The sequence below is a fragment of the Sphingobacteriaceae bacterium genome, from assembly GCA_016715905.1.
In the GTDB taxonomy this organism is placed as follows: Bacteria; Bacteroidota; Bacteroidia; order B-17B0; family Aurantibacillaceae; genus Aurantibacillus.
Genome location: JADJXI010000017.1, coordinates 365,181 through 381,591, shown reverse-complemented (window position 1 = coordinate 381,591; position 16,411 = coordinate 365,181). Strand labels below are relative to the sequence as shown.

The following is a 16,411-nucleotide window of genomic DNA, read 5'->3' as shown; positions in this document are numbered from 1 at the left end:
ACACATATGAAAAATATATTATTAATCGCAGGGCTTTTAATTTCAGGAATTATTTCAGCACAAAAAGGAAAAATGTTTCCCCCTATTGAGGGCGTAGATTTAAATGGTAAAACCATTAAAATTCCTATTCCAAACGGAAAAGAAACTGTTGTGGCTATGGTATTTCAAAGAAGCGCGGAAGACGATCAAAAAAAGTGGTTAAACCCACTTCATTCCACTTTTAGCGCACCGGATAAAAAAAGCTCACAATTTGATATGACTAATTCATACGACGTTAATTTTGTTTACATTCCTGTAATAGGGGGAATAAAAAAGGTAAAATCTGAATATATGGAAAGTACGGATAAGGGCTTTTGGCCATTTATTATGGATACGGATAAAACAGATATGAAGCTATTAGCAAAAAATATGGGAATAAGCGATCGCGAGCAGCCTTATATTTTTGTTTTAGATAAATCAGGTAAAATTCTGGAAGTTCAAAGCGGAAAATTTTCTGAAGATAAAATGGACAAGATTGAAGAAGCTTGCGGAGGAGATTAATTATAGTTTAAAAGCAAGGAAAGTAACGTCATCGGTTTGTTTTAACCGACCCCTCCAACCCTCAAAAGAGGAAATAATTTGTTTTTTAATTACACTCGTCTCTTCTGAAGCGTTAGTTTTTAAACATTGTTCTAATCTACCGGAAAGAAACTTTTTATTTTGTGGTCCGCCAAATTGATCACTAATCCCGTCGCTAAATAAAAAGAAAGTGAGGTCTTTTTGATAGGGTATAATTTCAGGAGTAATAATTTCGTTAGGTAATAAATCAAATACACCATTAATGGAATTAATTTGCGGTTCTATTTTGTTTAATTCACCATTATTATTTAACACGTATAGCGCTTGATTAACACCAATAAAATGTAACTCTTTATTGGGTAAAATACAGCAAATAGAAATTTCCATGCCATCTGTATAAAAACCATCGTCGTTTTTTTTGAAGGCTGTTTTTAGATTGTTTGAAAAGGAAAGTAAAATTTGTTTAATGTCAGCTGTTTTTTTATACAACACTATTTCATTAATTATACTAATTCCAATCATACTTAATAATGCACCAGGCACGCCGTGGCCGGTACAGTCTGCTAATAACACAACGACTGTGCCATCTTCGAGTTTATGAAACCAATAAAAATCGCCGCTAATAATATCTTTTGGTTTAAAATATAAAACCGAATCAGGCAAAATATTTTTAAAATCAGCTTCGTCTTTAATTAAAGAACGTTGAATGTTTTGGGCATAATTCATGCCATCAATCAACTGCTGTTGTTTTTGCTCAATAATAAGTGCCTGCTTTTCAGCGTTTAATTTTTGATCAACTATAATTTTCATGGCGCGTTTTTTCTGACGCAACGCCTTGTAAATAAAAAAAGCTCCTGTGGTTACTAAAACAAAACCTAAAATAAAAAAGTTCTTAAAAATTTTTTGTTTTTCCAGGTCTTTTGTTTTTTCTTTTTCTTTTTGGTGCATGAGCTGTTTTTGCTCAAGGGTTTTTTTATCAAACTCGTATTTTAGAATAGAGTTTGCTCCTGATAAACTTGTTCCATTTAATAAGGTGTCGTTATATTTATCATAAATGAGGTAATAATCATAGGCGCCTTTATAATTTCCTTTTATTCTTTCCAATTCAGAGAAGCCAAAGTTGGCCCTTTTTAAAACAGCCCGCTTATTATAAATTTTTCCAACATGTTCCACATTTTTATATTGTGCATAAGACAAGTCTAGGTATTTATTTTTTTGTGCCGGCGATTTTTCTGATTGTGCTTTTTTCAAATATATTTCCGCCATGATAATATCTTCAAGTGCCGGATTATCTAAGTCTACTATTCCCCCACTAAGGTCTTTAGCCATTCGGGCGTAACTTAAAGATTGGTCAATATTAATATTTTGATAATAGATTGCCAGGTTAGCGTAAGCAGCCCTCAATCCATTATTATGATTTATTTTTTTAAAGCAGCCCGCGGCACTTAAACAATAAGCTATTGCCGATTTATTATCACCAAGCGCCGAGTGGATTCCATACAAGTTTAAATAACTTGCGCCAATTAAAAGCGTGTCGCCCGTTTGTTCCGTCTCTTTATGTCCCCGGCTATAAAAAGTTAATGATTGTTCATAATTATTAAATGAGTAATAAATAAATGCTATTTCATTTAAAATTACAGCTAAACGCCTATGATCACCGTGTTTTTCTTCTTCTTTTAGTAGCGCAAACGACAGCGCCAAAGCATCGTTGTAATTTTCGTTTCGCTCTAAAATGTATATTCTGTTTAATACTGTGTTATAATTCGCATTTCTTAAGTAAATACTGTCTTTACTGTATTGTTTTATTTTTAAATAATATAAATTTTGAATTTTATTATAATGCAACGCTTTCGCAATTTTATTTTCTTCTAAAAACGCTTTACTTGCTTTAGCGCTTAAATTAAACATAAGCGTGTCGGCACCTAAACCTTCTCTTTTTAATTCGTATTGTCTTTTGTGTTCAAGCGCTAATGAATCAGGATTGTGTGCTTGAATAGTTTGTAGAAGGAAAACGAATAAGTATATAAAGTAAGGTTTTACCACTGTAACTACCCTCTAAGTTACTGAAATTTGTTATAGATAGTACTTTATGTTTCTATTCGGGAGTTAGTCTAACTTTTAATTATCTTTGTTCTTCGTGAATGAAGTGTACGATATTATAGTAGTTGGGGCAGGTCATGCGGGTTGTGAAGCCGCCGCTGCCGCAGCCAATATGGGATCTAAAGTCCTACTGGTTACCATGAACATGCAAACCATTGCACAAATGAGTTGTAATCCGGCTATGGGCGGTATTGCTAAAGGACAAATTGTAAGGGAGATTGATGCGATGGGAGGATATAGCGGAATTGTTTCTGATAAATCAAGCATTCAGTTCAGAATGCTTAATCGCAGTAAAGGACCCGCTATGTGGAGCCCGCGTAGTCAAAACGATAGGGCTTTGTTTGCCGCGTTGTGGAGAGAAATGTTAGAAAAAACGAGTAATGTAGATTTTTGGCAAGATGCGGTAAAGGAATTGATATTATCGGAAGACGGCGGTTCTGTTGTTGGTGTAATTACCGGGCTTGGATCTAAATTCTATTCCAAGGCCGTGGTTCTTACAAACGGCACATTTTTAAATGGAGTTATTCATATTGGTGAAAAACAATTGGGCGGCGGAAGAACCGGCGAGCCGGCCGCAAAAGGAATTACAGAACAATTAGTGCAACTTGGTTTTATAAGCGGAAGAATGAAAACCGGAACTCCCCCGCGAATTGATGGAAGAAGTTTGGATTATTCAAAAATGGAAGTTCAGGAAGGAGATGAGGTTGTAGATAAATTTTCTTACTTAGCAAATACCTCCCCTTTTATTGGAGAAAATGCTAAAAAACAAATTCCATGTCATGTTAGTTATACCAACGATAAAGTTCATGATATATTAAGGACGGGCTTTGAAAAATCACCCATGTTTCAAGGAAGAATTCAGGGACTTGGCCCAAGATATTGTCCAAGTATTGAAGATAAAATTACCAGGTTTAGTGAAAGAGAAAGACATCAACTTTTTGTGGAACCCGAAGGGTGGAATACCGTAGAAATATACGTGAATGGATTTTCAACCTCTTTGCCCGAGGACGTTCAGCTGAAAGCATTGCGATTAATTCCCGGATTTGACAAAGCCAAAATGTTCAGGCCAGGTTATGCAATCGAGTATGATTATTTCCCGCCAACGCAATTAAAATTAACTTTAGAAACACAACTTATTCAAGGATTGTATTTTGCCGGCCAAATAAACGGAACTACCGGATACGAAGAGGCGGCATGTCAAGGCTTAATGGCAGGTATAAATGCGCATTTGAAAGTGCAGGAAAAAAATCCGCTCATTTTAAATCGCTTTGATGCTTATATAGGAGTTTTAATTGATGATTTAGTGATGAAGGGTACTGATGAACCTTATAGAATGTTTACTTCCAGGGCGGAATATAGATTGCTTTTGAGACAAGATAATTGCGACGTGCGTTTAACCAACCTTTCAAATAAAATAGGATTAGCAAATCAAGAAAGGGTTGATGCGGTAGACCAAAAAGTTAAAAATTATAATCAAATTATCGATTATTTTAGAGCCACTAGCGTTTCACCCGAAAGCGTAAATCCATTTTTAGAAAGCATTGGCTCTGCCCCCATTTCGCAAAAAGTAAAATACGCATCAATAATTTCAAGGCCTAATATCGGCATAATAGATTTATATAGGAACGAACGTTCCGTTTCGGAATTTCTATCACGTTTTACAAAAGAAGAAATAGAGCAAGCTGAAATTTTAATGAAGTATGAAGGCTATATTGAAAAGGAAAAAGATAATGCCTCAAAACTTCAAAGGCTTGAAGAGTTAAAAATACATGATGCTTTCAATTATGATGAAATTGCTAGTTTAGGATTGGAGGCCAAAGAAAAGCTTAAAAAGTTCCGTCCGGGTACAATAGGCCAAGCTAGTCGAATTTCAGGTATTAATCCGGCTGATATTTCAGTATTGTTAGTTAGTTTGGGTAGATGAGAAAAGTTGTTTTTTTAAAATTGTTGTTAGCTTGTTTTATTGCGTTCGGTCAAGTTCGAAGCACCGAAGAATTAAGAGAAATTCTTAACGCGGAGCCAAAAGACTCGATTAAATGTCTTTTACTAATTGAGCTAATTGAGGGAGAATCAAACGATAATATCTGGCCCAAATACAATCAACAACTGTTTGATATTTCTTCAAAGTATATACACGATAAAAATAATATTACACGTTTATATTATTTAAAGGTTTATTCTGATGCAATAGTGAACACGGGCTTTCACATGCAAAGAAACAACAAGGCACAAGAAGCATTAAAAAAGTATCACGAAGCCTTAAGCATTAAATTAGATATAGGCGACCGCCGCGGCGTTTCTACTTCTTTAATTAATATTGGTTTTCTCTTTCAAGACGCACAAAATTTCAAGAAAGCAATTTATTATTATAATCGCGCTTTAAGCGTTCAAAATGAAATTGGAGATAGTTCAAGCGCGGCCATAACTATGATTAACATTGCCAATATTGCCATTCGACAAAAAGATACCACCACATTTAAATCCTTAACCAAAAAATCGTTGGAGTATAGGATCGCGATTAATGATGAAAGAGGGGTTGCTAAATGCTATAATGGATTAGGCGTTTTAGCGCTTAGAGAAGGTAATTTTAAAATGGCTAAAGATTATTTGCAAATGGCAATTCAACTTTCAAAGAAATCACAGGACCAAGAGGGCTTAGGTAATTCTTATAATAATTTTGGCGGTTTGTTTGTTAAACAAAATCTATACGATTCAGCTATTCATTATTTTAATATGGCCCTAACCTTAAACAGTAGTTTAGGACACCTAAGAAAGGAGAGTGTAACTTATAATTTAATGGCCGGGTGTTATAACGCAATGGGTGATTATAAAAACGGCTTGAGCTGCGCAAATAAATCATACCAATCGGCCATTAGTAATGGTAATTTAGAAGAACAAAATAATGCCGCCGTTTCTTTAATTGAAGCATATCGCGGACTTGGTGATCAAAAGAAAGCAGACTTATATGGTGATATTGTAAAGAAGATAAAGGATAGTTTAGGGTCTTTTGTGCCTGTTAGACTTGAGGATATTTCACTAGATACCGTTGCCGCTTCTAAGCCTACACTTATAGCGGAGGCCTCAGATCCGTCCACAGAATCGCCGGTTATTAAGTACACGCTTGGACTTTTAGCCCTTTTGATCATTGTTGTAGTTTGGTTTTTATTGAAGTTAAAGAGAAAATAGTTCCACGTGAAACATTAGTTTATATGCATTCTATACAAAGCTGTCCTGTTTGTCATAATAATGACTTTAAAGAAGTAATCACCTGTAAGGATTATACCGTATCCGGTGAGTTATTTAATATCGTTGCTTGTGCTAAATGTGATTTCAGATTTACTAACCCGCGACCGGAAAATGAAGTGCTGGGGGAATATTATAAATCGGAAGATTATATTTCTCATTCCGATACTAAGAAGGGAATTGTATCGAAGCTATATCATCTCGTAAGGGATTATACCTTAAAAAAGAAAGAAGGCCTTTTAAGAGAGTATGTTTCACGTGGAACTTTATTAGACTATGGCTGTGGTACAGGAATGTTTTTACAAACTTGTAAAAAAATGTCGTGGAAAGTTTATGGGTTGGAGCCTGACTCCGGGGCCCGAAAATTGGCCGAAAAACATGGTCTGGAAATAAAACAAAACCTTAATGAATTAAACCAAACTATACCGGAAAGAAGTTTGAATGCAATTACATTATGGCACGTTTTAGAACATGTTACCGAGCTTGATCAAACCTTATCCTTCTTTCACAAAAGCTTAAACTCGGACGGGGTATTGGTTATTGCCGTGCCCAATTACTGTAGTTACGATGCGAAATATTATGGAGAATATTGGGCGGCATATGATGTGCCACGACACCTTTATCATTTCAATTTAAACTCTATTTCAAACCTACTTGCTAATCACGGCTTCAAATTGCTTCAAACAAAACCCATGAAGTTTGATAGTTATTACGTAAGTCTTTTATCTGAGAAATATAAGTCAGGAAGGCCCTCGCTTATAAAGGCTTTTTTAAGGGGCTTTATTTCCAATCTAAAAGCAAAATCAGCCTCAGACTACTCTAGTGTAATTTACACCTTCAAAAAGGCTTAGATTGCCTCAATTTCTATAAATATTTTATAGAATAACTATGCTTATTCACTAGGAGTATCTCTTCTATTATTATTTATTCCACAAATAACTTAAGGTTTCCCGATTTTGTCATGGCAGTTATGCAATTACTAATTGTAAAAGCTTATTAGCTCATCAAATTCAAAAACAATGTAGTGTTACTATATCTTTAGTTATATTATTGATTCTACTGCATCAACAGATTAATAATGTTACAAATTGTAAATTCAATAATATTGAATATTTGCGATACTAAGCAAAAGCTTTCCGGGCCTAAGCAAGGAAGTTTTAGTAAATCCTTAACTTAAGTGTTGATTAAATCGTGGAATTAAAACTAAATAACCAATGCTTTTATTCCAGAAACGTGTTTCAAAACAAAACAAGCGCATCATAAAAGCGATTTAAGGCGGTTTAATATAATAGAATGATGAAAAGCACTTACTAAACTTAATGCGCGTTAAAAGCGCGGTTTAATGAAGTATAAGAAGCTTTAATTGGCGCTGAGTTTGGCCTTCGACTATTTTAAGAAAATAAATTCCCGGCTGAATATCAGATGTTGAAATAGAGTCAAACGGACCCGCAATAAATTTGACAACCTTTCCGTTTAGATCTATAATTTCTAAAAAAGAAGGGTTGGCTCCCAATATGCAAAAATGCTCATTTGCCGGATTCGGGTAAATGTTAACCTGATTATTGCGGAATGAGCGTTCCAAATAAGAAGTGGTTAGGTAATTATTGAGAAAATTATTCAGGTTTAGCTTATGAATTTTTTGGGATGTATTAATTGGGCCATTAACGAATTTTTCGTTAGTAACAATAAATCTTTCTCCACCTGTATAAGCAATTCCTTCAATTTGGTGGAAGGGTAAGTTGAGGTTTAATTTTCTTTTGTTTCCGCTGCCAAAATTATTTCCAGTATAATCGTATAATAAAAAAAGAAATGGTTGTAAGGTATTGTTATATCCGCAAAGCACAATAGCAGATTTGTTTTCTATTTGAACCGCACCCGTGATTAGCCCCTGAACATTGATTGTTCCCCTCAAATTAGCCGTATAAGTTCCCGGATTTTTTGATAAAGAATAAAAAGAGGTGTTGTTGCTTCCCCACTGTTTGGTAAATAGATAAATGCTGTCGGAGCCCACTATAAATGCTTCGCAATCAAAATCGGTGCTGTTAGGAGGTGGATTAAAGTTTACTTGATTACTATAAGAAAATTGAATGCTGTCAACAATAATATTGTTCTGCAAAAGAGCCGCCTTATTAAACCGAAAAATTTTTAAATTGGTTCGATTGCCAGCATTATTACCAAAATCACCAACGTAAATATAATTTGCATCCTGCGAAACTTCTTCCCAATCAATATTTCTTACCGTTAAGTTTATTGTGTTTATTTTAACACCACTAAGCGTATCTAATTGATAAAGTAGCTTATCGGTATTGTCATTATGGGTAAATAAATTTCCGTTCCAAAAGATTAAACCCGATGTCTCAATAATACTATCGCTAATGCTATACGAAGAATATGGTGTAATTGAACTTGCTGAATAAAGGCAGCTGCCATCATTTAAAGTTGCCAGTGAATTAAAGTTGGTTGCCAAGGGATCGGTGCAACCGCTTATTTGTGCATAAAAAGAAAAATGAAAAAAAAAGCAAAAGGGCGGAAGTATTTTTTTAAAAAACCTCAAGAGCAATTTAAAGTTTTGCCTTTATTTCGACCATATCATAACCTTCAATAATATCTCCAACTTCAATATTATCAAAACCATCAATATTTAATCCGCACTCATAGCCCGTAGCCACTTCTTTTACATCATCTTTAAATCGCTTAAGCGACCCTAAAGTTCCTGTATGAATTACAATTCCATTTCGAATAACTCTTACTTTGGTATTGCGGCCAACTTTTCCGTCAAGCACATAACAACCGGCAACGGTTCCAACCTTAGTAATTTTAAACACCTCTCTAATTTCAATATTACATACAATTTTTTCTTCAAATTCAGGAGCCAACATGCCTTCCATGGCCGCTTTAATTTCATTAATTGCATCATAAATGATAGAGTAGAGGCGTATATCAATTTCTTCCGACTCAGCTAATTTTCTGGCACTGGTTGTAGGTCTAACCTGGAAGCCAATAATGATAGCGTTGGATGCTGAGGCTAATAAAACATCGCTTTCGCTAATTGCACCAACTGATTTGTGAATGATATTAATCGCAATTTTTTCAGTAGACAATTTTAATAAGGAATCAGAAAGAGCCTCGATCGATCCGTCCACATCACCTTTTACAATTACGTTTAATTCTTTAAAATCACCAATAGCCAGTCTTCTTCCAATTTCATCAAGGGTGATGTGTTTATGTGTACGAATACCTTGTTCACGTTGTAACTGAAGACGTTTATTGGCAATTTCTCTGGCCTCTCGTTCATCTTCCATCACATTAAATTTGTCGCCGGCGGTAGGGGCACCACTTAAACCTAAAACTTTTACCGGATGAGAAGGTTCGGCAAAATCTACTTTTTGACCGCGCTCATTAAACATGGCTCTTACTCTTCCGCTAAATGAACCCGCCAAAATTATGTCACCAATTTTTAAGGTTCCTGTTTGTACTAAAATAGTAGAAACATAACCTCTTCCTTCTTCCATACTGGCTTCAATCACACTACCCTGAGCTTTTCTTTTTGGATTTGCTTTTAAATCCATCATTTCTGCTTCGAGAAGAACTTTTTCCAATAATAAATCAATGTTTAATCCTTTTTTAGCAGACACTTCCTGACATTGAAATTTGCCGCCCCACTCTTCCACTAAAATATTCATAGCCGATAAGCCTTCACGTATTTTATCGGGATTTGCACCGGGCTTATCAATTTTATTAATTGCAAAAATCATGGGTACTCCGGCAGCCTGTGCGTGATTTATGGCTTCTTTAGTTTGAGGCATTATCGAATCATCGGCAGCCACAACAATAATAGCAATGTCGGTAACCTTAGCTCCACGCGCACGCATTGCGGTAAACGCTTCGTGACCTGGAGTATCTAAAAAGGTTAAACTTTTTCCATTCGGAAGACCAACATTATAAGCCCCGATGTGTTGGGTAATTCCTCCAGCCTCACCGGCAACTACATTGGCTTTACGTATAAAGTCAAGCAAAGAAGTTTTACCATGATCAACGTGACCCATTACGGTTACAATAGGAGGACGAGAAATTAAGTCTTCGGGTTTATCCGTTTCTTCTATTACTGTTTCAACATCTTCTGCCGAAGCAAATTCTACTTTATAACCAAACTCTTCAGCCACAATAGCTATTGTTTCAGCATCTAATCGCTGATTAATAGACACAAATAAGCCCAATGACATACAAGCTGAAATAATTTGTGTTACAGGCACACTCATCATTTGAGCCATTTGATTAGCGCTTACAAATTCAGCCACGCGAAGTACTTTTTTGTCAGCCTCCATCATTTCGGCTTCTTTATCTAAACGCTCTCTTACCTCATCTCTTTTTTCTCTTCTGTATTTAGAGGTTTTAGATTTTGAACCTTTTTCGCTTAAGCGCGCTAAAGTATCTTTAATTTGTTTTTGAATTTCTTCGTCAGTTAATTCGTGTCGCGGTTTATTTTGATTTTGATTTGTTCCGCTGCCACTATTACTTTTTTGTCTTGCCCTTGGGTCACCGTATTTTTCTTTAGCTCTTTCTTTGGCAATTTTTGCTTGTTCGGTACCTACTTTTTTAATTTCCTCTTCTGATAAACCGCCCTTACGAATACGCTTACGTTTTTTCTTCTCGGCCGAGTCATCTCCTCCTTTTTTAGCCGGCTCTTTAGCCACAGGTAATTCAACCTTTCCTAAAATTTTTGGCCCTTCTAGTTTTTCAAATTTTGTCTCGATGTGTTCGGGCGCTATTTCTTCCGTAGTTTCAACTACACGCTCTTCTTTTATATCCTGAATTTTATTTATTTCTTTTTCATCTTCTTTTTTAGAAACGGCGTCTTCTTTCTTCTTTTTTGATGATTTAGAGTTAATAGAATCAAGATTAACCTTACCTACAACTTTAGGGCCATCTAAGTTTTCAATATCTTGCTTAATGAGTTCGGGCTCCGCTTTTTCCTTAATTGCAGGTTCTGATTCTGTTTTTGGTATAGTCAGATCTTTAATTACCACTTCGTCGGCAATTTCTTCTTCCTTAGTTTTCTTCGCTTTTATTTCATCTAAAATAATAGTTTCGCGTTTAACTTTGCTGATGTTTTGAGAAACACTTTCTGCCTCTTCTTTAGCAGACTTATCGCCCGAAAACTCTTTTAATAAAAGTTTATACTCATCATCGCCAATTTTTGCATTGGGATTACTTTCAATTTCGCGACCCTTCGAGGCCAAAAATTCCACAATCTTACCTAACGAAAGATTGAATTCTTTAGCCACTTTGCTTAATCGAAGTGTTTTACCTGCTTCTGACATATTTTATTATTCTCTTGTTATAAAGTTGACGGCAAGTGCCGCCAACAAAATTTTATCTGTACAAATTAATCTTCAAATTCCGATTGAAGAATTTCTCTAACGCTTGCTAAAGTGTCTTCATTAATTCCTGTTCTGCGAACTAATTCTTCATCACTTAATTCAAGAACCGCTTTTGCAGTATCACAGCCAATTGACTTTAACTGATCAATTACAGCACTTTCAATCTCGTCTGAAAACTCATCCAGATCTACGTCTTCGGTTTCAACTTCAGCGCCTGTATCTCTAAACACATCGATTTCATACCCGGTTAATTTGCCGGCTAATTTTATATTATACCCGCCTTTTCCAATAGCTAAACTAATTTGATCAGGTTTTAAAAACACTTCGGCGCGCTTAGTATCTTCATCAATTTTAATAGAAGTAATTTTGGCCGGACTCAAAGCGCGTTGAATTAACAGCGTTGAGTTTGCGGTAAAATTAATTACATCAATATTTTCATTTTTTAATTCACGCACAATGCCATGTATACGAGAGCCCTTCATTCCTACACAAGCGCCTACAGGATCAATTCGATCATCATAGCTTTCTACTGCTACTTTAGCTCGCTCACCGGGCTCTCGAACAATTTTTTTAATGGTGATGAGTCCATCAAAAATTTCAGGAACTTCATTTTCGAATAATCTTTCTAAGAAAACAGGAGAGGTACGGGAAACAATAATGCTTGGTGTTCCGTTTTTTAGATCTACTTTAGAAACAACAGCTTTAACCGTATCGCCTTTTTTAAAGAAGTCAGAAGGAATTTGTTCGGTTTTAGGCAACAACAATTCGTTACCCTCATCATCAACCAACATGATTTCTTTTTTCCAAACCTGATATACTTCGGCGGTGATTACATCGCCAACTTTTTCTTTGTATTTATTATAAATTTCGCTCTTTTCAAGCTCAAGAATTTTTTGTACTAAATTCTGACGCACAGAAAGCACGGCTCTTCTGCCGAAATCTTCTAATTTAACTTTTTCAGAAACCTCTTCGCCAATTTCAAAATCCGGCTCAATTTTTTGAGCGTCGGTATAGCTAATGTGTTTGTTTTCGTCAAAATCAAATGAGTCCTCAGCAAACTCATCATCTACTATTTTTCTGTTTTTATATATTTCAACATCTCCTTTATCGGGGTTAACAATGATATCAAAATTTTTATCGCTGCCAAATCTTTTAATCAGCATGCTTCTGAAAACATCTTCAATAATACTCATCAACGTAGCGCGGTCGATGTTTTTGATGTCTTTAAATTCTGAAAACGATTCAATAAGGTTTACGCTTTCCATGTTTTTTAGTTTTAAAATTTAAGTTTAATTTTTGATTCTTTTATTTGTTCGAATTTTAATTGTATTTCTTTTTCTACTGTAATTTTACCTTTTCCAATGGGCTTATTTTCGCGAACGCTGTATTTTAAGTGTAACCCCTCCTCGTTGCAATTGACAAGCTCTGCAGAAATTTTTGACCCGTCGTTTAATTTAATATCAAACTCCCTGCCCACGTGCCGTTTATATTGACGAGGAAATATTAGCGGTGCGCTTGCCCCATGTGAACTCACATCAATGCTATAATTTTCATCATCTCCCAGTTCGGATTCAATATAACGGCTCAAAGCCACGCAATCGGCAATTTTTACGCCCTCGTCTCCATCTAAAAAAACGGTAATATTGTTGTTATCGGAAATTCTGATTCCGGTTACATAAATTACCTTATCTTTCAGATACTCTGTAGTTATAGCTTCTATTTTATCTGTTGTTATCAAAAAAATTTCAATAAAATAGGGGACTCTTGTCCCCTTCCTTAATTTCTATTTTACCCCACAAAGGTAGATATTTATTTTGAAAGAAAAAAATTATTTCAAATGAAAAAATAAGTTAAAACGCCAACCTTAGGCACGGTTATTGCGTTCTAGTAATAAACAAGCATTAATTAATTCGTAAAACCTAAATACTATGAAAACATTATTAAACAATAAAGCAGTTTTGTTCCTGGTGGGAACAATGCTTTTATCGACACAAAGAGCAAGCGCAGGGATAGTTGAAAAATTTCAAACCTTTATAGGTAATGAATTTTCAAGCTTTGAAGGTTTGTATATTATGGCAGGAGTGATAATTGGCGGTTTGGTTTTCTATATCGTTTCAAATCACTTTGTAAAAGAAGAGAAAAAAGAGAGCAGGCCCAACTTGAGCGTAGCCCGCGAACGCCGAAACCACCACCAAAGAGTCATTAAAAAGACCGCCTAAGCTTTTAATACGGCAGTAAAAAAGCGTCTAGCCCTAATAATCAGTGGGTTAGGCGCTTTTTGCGTTTATTCTGATGGTATTATTCACTTTTGAAAAAGAAAATTGCTCTAAAAATTTTGATTTAGCTATGATTTATTATTTTTGTGCCAAATTTAAATTAAACTATAATGTCTGACATTGCAAACAAAGTAAAATCGATCATCGTTGATAAATTAGGAGTTGACGAAAAAGAAGTATCTGCTACGGCTAGTTTTACAAACGACTTAGGAGCTGACTCTTTAGATACTGTTGAGTTAATTATGGAATTCGAAAAGGAATTCAACATTGCTATACCTGATGAGCAGGCTGAAAAAATTAGCACTGTAGGTGATGCAATTGCTTATATCGAAGCAAACGCTAAAAAGTAAAATTCAATGCAATTAAAACGTGTAGTAGTTACCGGACTTGGTGCCGTAACCCCATTAGGCAATAATGTAAACGATTATTGGAATAATCTAATTGTAGGGGTTAGCGGTGCGGCGCCTATTACACGTTTTGATGCGTCTAAATTTAAAACCCGATTTGCCTGTGAAGTAAAGGGGTTTAATCCTGAAGAATATTTTGACCGTAAGGAAGCAAGAAAACTTGATACCTATACTTGGTATGGCATTGCCGCAAGCGTGCAAGCTATTGCTGATAGCGGAATAGATTCTGAAAAAGTGGACAAAAATGAAGTTGGTGTAATTTGGGGCAGTGGAATTGGCGGTTTAGATACATTTCAAACGGAAACCTTTGCATTCGCAAAGGGCGACGGAACACCTAGATTTAATCCTTTTTTTATTCCTAAAATGATTGCGGATATATGTAGTGGCCATATATCCATGCGATTTGGATTACGCGGCCCAAATTTTACAACGGTTTCGGCTTGTGCTTCGTCAACAAACGCTTTAATTGATGCTTTCAATTATATTCGAATGGGAAAAGCAGTAGCCATTGTTAGTGGCGGAAGTGAAGCTGCAATTAATGAAAGCGGAATTGGTGGATTTAATGCCTGCCAGGCCATGAGTACTAGAAACGACAATCCAACTAAAGCATCACGCCCATATGATAAAGACCGAGATGGTTTTGTTTTAGGTGAAGGTGGAGCAGCCATAATACTTGAAGAACTTGAACACGCTCTGGCACGAGGTGCAAAAATTTATGCTGAAATTATTGGTGGAGGAATGAGCGCAGATGCTCATCATATTACAGCACCTCACCCGGAAGGATTAGGCGCAACTTTAGTAATGACAAGAGCCTTAAAAGATGCCGGAATTACTCCGGATCAAATTGACTATATCAACACACATGGAACTAGCACACCGTTAGGCGACTTAGCAGAATTAAAAGCAATTAAAAATGTTTTTGGAGAAAGCGCATATAAAATGAACATAAGCTCAACCAAAAGTATGACCGGCCACTTATTAGGAGCGGCAGGGGCCATTGAAGGTATTGCTACTATTCTCGCCATAAAAAACGGAATTATTCCTCCAACTATTAATAATGAAAACCCCGATCCAGAACTGGATCCAAAATTAAATCTTACGTTTAATACAAAACAAACCAGAGAAGTAAGAGCTGCTATCAGTAACACTTTTGGTTTTGGCGGACATAATGCCGCAGTGGTTTTCAAAAAATACAACTAACATTGGCATTAAAAAGTTTTTTGTCGCGACTGAACTTTAAAAATTCTGCAAGCGATAAGGAATTTAAAAGTTGGATAAAAAACACTTGCGGTTTTGTTCCTAAAAATCTTAGTTTATATGTGCAAGCCTTATCACACAGTAGTGTAACAACAAAAAAAGGCAATTATCAAACCAGTAACGAGCGTTTAGAGTTTTTAGGTGATGCGGTACTAGGTGCAATTATAGCAGAACATTTATTTAAAAAGTATCCATATAAAGATGAAGGGTTTTTAACGCAATTGCGCAGTAAAATTGTTAATGGGCAAAACCTTAAAAACCTGGCCTTAAAATTTGGCTTTAATAAATTTTTAAAAACCAGCTTGAATAAAGAGGAAAAAACAAAATCAAGCGCGTATGGCGATGCATTTGAGGCTTTTATTGGAGCGGTTTATTTAGACAAAGGGTATAATGCAACTAAAAAGTTTGTACTTGAAAAAATTATTAAGTTTCACATAGATTTAGATGAGCTTGTAAATACAAATGAGGATTATAAAAGCCAGTTGCAAATATGGTGTCAAAAAAATAAGGTTTCACTGGAATATAAATTAGTTAGTGAAAAGAGAGTGGGGGCAAATAAAATTTATGCAGTTCAGGTTTACGTTGACAATAAAGCCGGGGTGATTTTTGAAAATCACAGTAAAAAAAATGCAGAACAAAGGGCCGCACAATTAACATTGGAAGATATTGAAAATGGCAAAATACGTATTAAATAATAGTGAGGAGAATTTTAATTTTTTGCTTTTTGGAATAATCAGCGAAGAGAATCAGTATAGCATTGTTTCAAAAATTAACAGGACTTTGGTAATTGATTTGGCGCTGAGTGATAATATTTCTTACAATTTAAAACCGGGTAACGTTTTTAGTTTTTCGCTGTTCAAATATTTTGATGAGGAATTAGGCTTGGAAATTAATTTAATAGCTAACGTTAGTAATTTAGAAACTCAAAAATCACAAGAGGGAAAAGCAGATGATTTATTTTCAGGAACCGCTGTGGAAGAAAGTGCTAAATTAATTAAAGAGTTACCTAAAATAAATTATTTTATTTTAATTAAGGGAGAAGATTTGCATTTGTATAAGTTTAAAATAGCAGATAAGTTAAAGTCAATCAAAGAAATTTTACAAATTCAGCACATTGAACCACAGCAATTAAGCAGCCGCTCAAATCTTGTTTTTTAGTATTTATCACTACCTTTACTTGCTATGTTAA

At 35.3% G+C, this 16,411-nt stretch carries 14 protein-coding genes; 9 read left to right on the top strand and 5 right to left on the bottom strand.

Going from position 1 to position 16,411, the window contains the following annotated elements; translation table 11 throughout:
- The first annotated feature begins 6 nt into the window (after positions 1 to 6).
- The gene (locus tag IPM51_14115; GenBank protein ID MBK9285434.1) at positions 7 to 540 is read left to right on the top strand and encodes a hypothetical protein; all 534 of its coding nucleotides are present in this window, start codon (positions 7 to 9) and stop codon (positions 538 to 540) included.
- Here the strand turns inward: IPM51_14115 and IPM51_14110 are convergent, their stop codons facing one another.
- Positions 541 to 2,601 carry a SpoIIE family protein phosphatase gene (locus IPM51_14110; GenBank protein MBK9285433.1) on the bottom strand — a complete coding sequence of 687 codons (2,061 nt, stop codon included), beginning with the start codon at positions 2,599 to 2,601 and terminating at the stop codon, positions 541 to 543.
- A gap of 94 nt (positions 2,602 to 2,695) precedes the next feature.
- Here IPM51_14110 and mnmG point away from each other — a divergent pair, with 94 nt between their 5' ends.
- From mnmG to IPM51_14095, 3 genes are read left to right on the top strand one after another with little or no spacing between them, the layout of a single operon-like run.
- Positions 2,696 to 4,582, top strand: coding sequence for a tRNA uridine-5-carboxymethylaminomethyl(34) synthesis enzyme MnmG (gene mnmG, locus IPM51_14105; GenBank protein ID MBK9285432.1), 1,887 nt, complete (start codon positions 2,696 to 2,698; stop codon positions 4,580 to 4,582).
- Positions 4,579 to 5,844 (top strand): tetratricopeptide repeat protein, encoded by a 1,266-nt coding sequence (locus IPM51_14100; protein MBK9285431.1) that lies wholly within the window; start codon positions 4,579 to 4,581, stop codon positions 5,842 to 5,844. Before mnmG ends, IPM51_14100 begins: the two co-directional genes overlap by 4 nt.
- Before the next feature lie 23 nt (positions 5,845 to 5,867).
- Positions 5,868 to 6,752 carry a class I SAM-dependent methyltransferase gene (locus IPM51_14095; protein MBK9285430.1) on the top strand — a complete coding sequence of 295 codons (885 nt, stop codon included), beginning with the start codon at positions 5,868 to 5,870 and terminating at the stop codon, positions 6,750 to 6,752.
- 488 nt (positions 6,753 to 7,240) lie between these two features.
- Here IPM51_14095 and IPM51_14090 read toward each other — a convergent pair whose 3' ends face one another.
- The 4 genes from IPM51_14090 to rimP form a co-directional block, all read right to left on the bottom strand.
- On the bottom strand, positions 7,241 to 8,455 hold the full coding sequence (locus IPM51_14090) for a T9SS type A sorting domain-containing protein (protein ID MBK9285429.1): 1,215 nt from the start codon (positions 8,453 to 8,455) through the stop codon (positions 7,241 to 7,243).
- A gap of 7 nt (positions 8,456 to 8,462) precedes the next feature.
- Positions 8,463 to 11,222, bottom strand: a complete 2,760-nt coding sequence (gene infB, locus IPM51_14085; protein MBK9285428.1) for a translation initiation factor IF-2 — start codon at positions 11,220 to 11,222, stop codon at positions 8,463 to 8,465.
- Between the two features lie 65 nt (positions 11,223 to 11,287).
- A complete protein-coding gene (gene nusA / locus IPM51_14080) occupies positions 11,288 to 12,547 on the bottom strand; it encodes a transcription termination/antitermination protein NusA (GenBank protein MBK9285427.1) in 1,260 nt (419 codons plus the stop codon).
- A gap of 11 nt (positions 12,548 to 12,558) precedes the next feature.
- Complete coding sequence (gene rimP / locus IPM51_14075; GenBank protein MBK9285426.1) at positions 12,559 to 13,020, bottom strand: ribosome assembly cofactor RimP; 462 nt, start codon at positions 13,018 to 13,020, stop codon at positions 12,559 to 12,561.
- 190 nt (positions 13,021 to 13,210) lie between these two features.
- Here rimP and IPM51_14070 point away from each other — a divergent pair, with 190 nt between their 5' ends.
- The 5 genes from IPM51_14070 to IPM51_14050 all read left to right on the top strand — a co-directional run bounded on the left by IPM51_14070 (position 13,211) and on the right by IPM51_14050 (position 16,380).
- A complete protein-coding gene (locus tag IPM51_14070; GenBank protein MBK9285425.1) occupies positions 13,211 to 13,501 on the top strand; it encodes a hypothetical protein in 291 nt (96 codons plus the stop codon).
- 167 nt (positions 13,502 to 13,668) lie between these two features.
- On the top strand, positions 13,669 to 13,908 hold the full coding sequence (locus IPM51_14065; GenBank protein MBK9285424.1) for an acyl carrier protein: 240 nt from the start codon (positions 13,669 to 13,671) through the stop codon (positions 13,906 to 13,908).
- A gap of 6 nt (positions 13,909 to 13,914) precedes the next feature.
- Positions 13,915 to 15,165 (top strand): beta-ketoacyl-ACP synthase II, encoded by a 1,251-nt coding sequence (fabF, locus tag IPM51_14060; GenBank protein ID MBK9285423.1) that lies wholly within the window; start codon positions 13,915 to 13,917, stop codon positions 15,163 to 15,165.
- 20 nt (positions 15,166 to 15,185) lie between these two features.
- Positions 15,186 to 15,917 carry a ribonuclease III gene (gene rnc, locus IPM51_14055; protein ID MBK9285422.1) on the top strand — a complete coding sequence of 244 codons (732 nt, stop codon included), beginning with the start codon at positions 15,186 to 15,188 and terminating at the stop codon, positions 15,915 to 15,917.
- Complete coding sequence (locus IPM51_14050; GenBank protein ID MBK9285421.1) at positions 15,895 to 16,380, top strand: IPExxxVDY family protein; 486 nt, start codon at positions 15,895 to 15,897, stop codon at positions 16,378 to 16,380. Before rnc ends, IPM51_14050 begins: the two co-directional genes overlap by 23 nt.
- Positions 16,381 to 16,411: the final 31 nt, after the last annotated feature.

Bases quoted from the DNA above. Each gene is read 5' to 3' on its own strand.
- IPM51_14100 (MBK9285431.1), top strand. From the start codon at position 4,579: ATGAGAAAAGTTGTTTTTTTAAAATTGTTGTTAGCTTGTTTTATTGCG.
- infB (MBK9285428.1), bottom strand. From the start codon at position 11,222: ATGTCAGAAGCAGGTAAAACACTTCGATTAAGCAAAGTGGCTAAAGAA.
- IPM51_14065 (MBK9285424.1), top strand. From the start codon at position 13,669: ATGTCTGACATTGCAAACAAAGTAAAATCGATCATCGTTGATAAATTA.
- IPM51_14095 (MBK9285430.1), top strand. From the start codon at position 5,868: ATGCATTCTATACAAAGCTGTCCTGTTTGTCATAATAATGACTTTAAA.
- IPM51_14050 (MBK9285421.1), top strand. From the start codon at position 15,895: ATGGCAAAATACGTATTAAATAATAGTGAGGAGAATTTTAATTTTTTG.
- fabF (MBK9285423.1), top strand. From the start codon at position 13,915: ATGCAATTAAAACGTGTAGTAGTTACCGGACTTGGTGCCGTAACCCCA.
- nusA (MBK9285427.1), bottom strand. From the start codon at position 12,547: ATGGAAAGCGTAAACCTTATTGAATCGTTTTCAGAATTTAAAGACATC.
- IPM51_14115 (MBK9285434.1), top strand. From the start codon at position 7: ATGAAAAATATATTATTAATCGCAGGGCTTTTAATTTCAGGAATTATT.
- IPM51_14070 (MBK9285425.1), top strand. From the start codon at position 13,211: ATGAAAACATTATTAAACAATAAAGCAGTTTTGTTCCTGGTGGGAACA.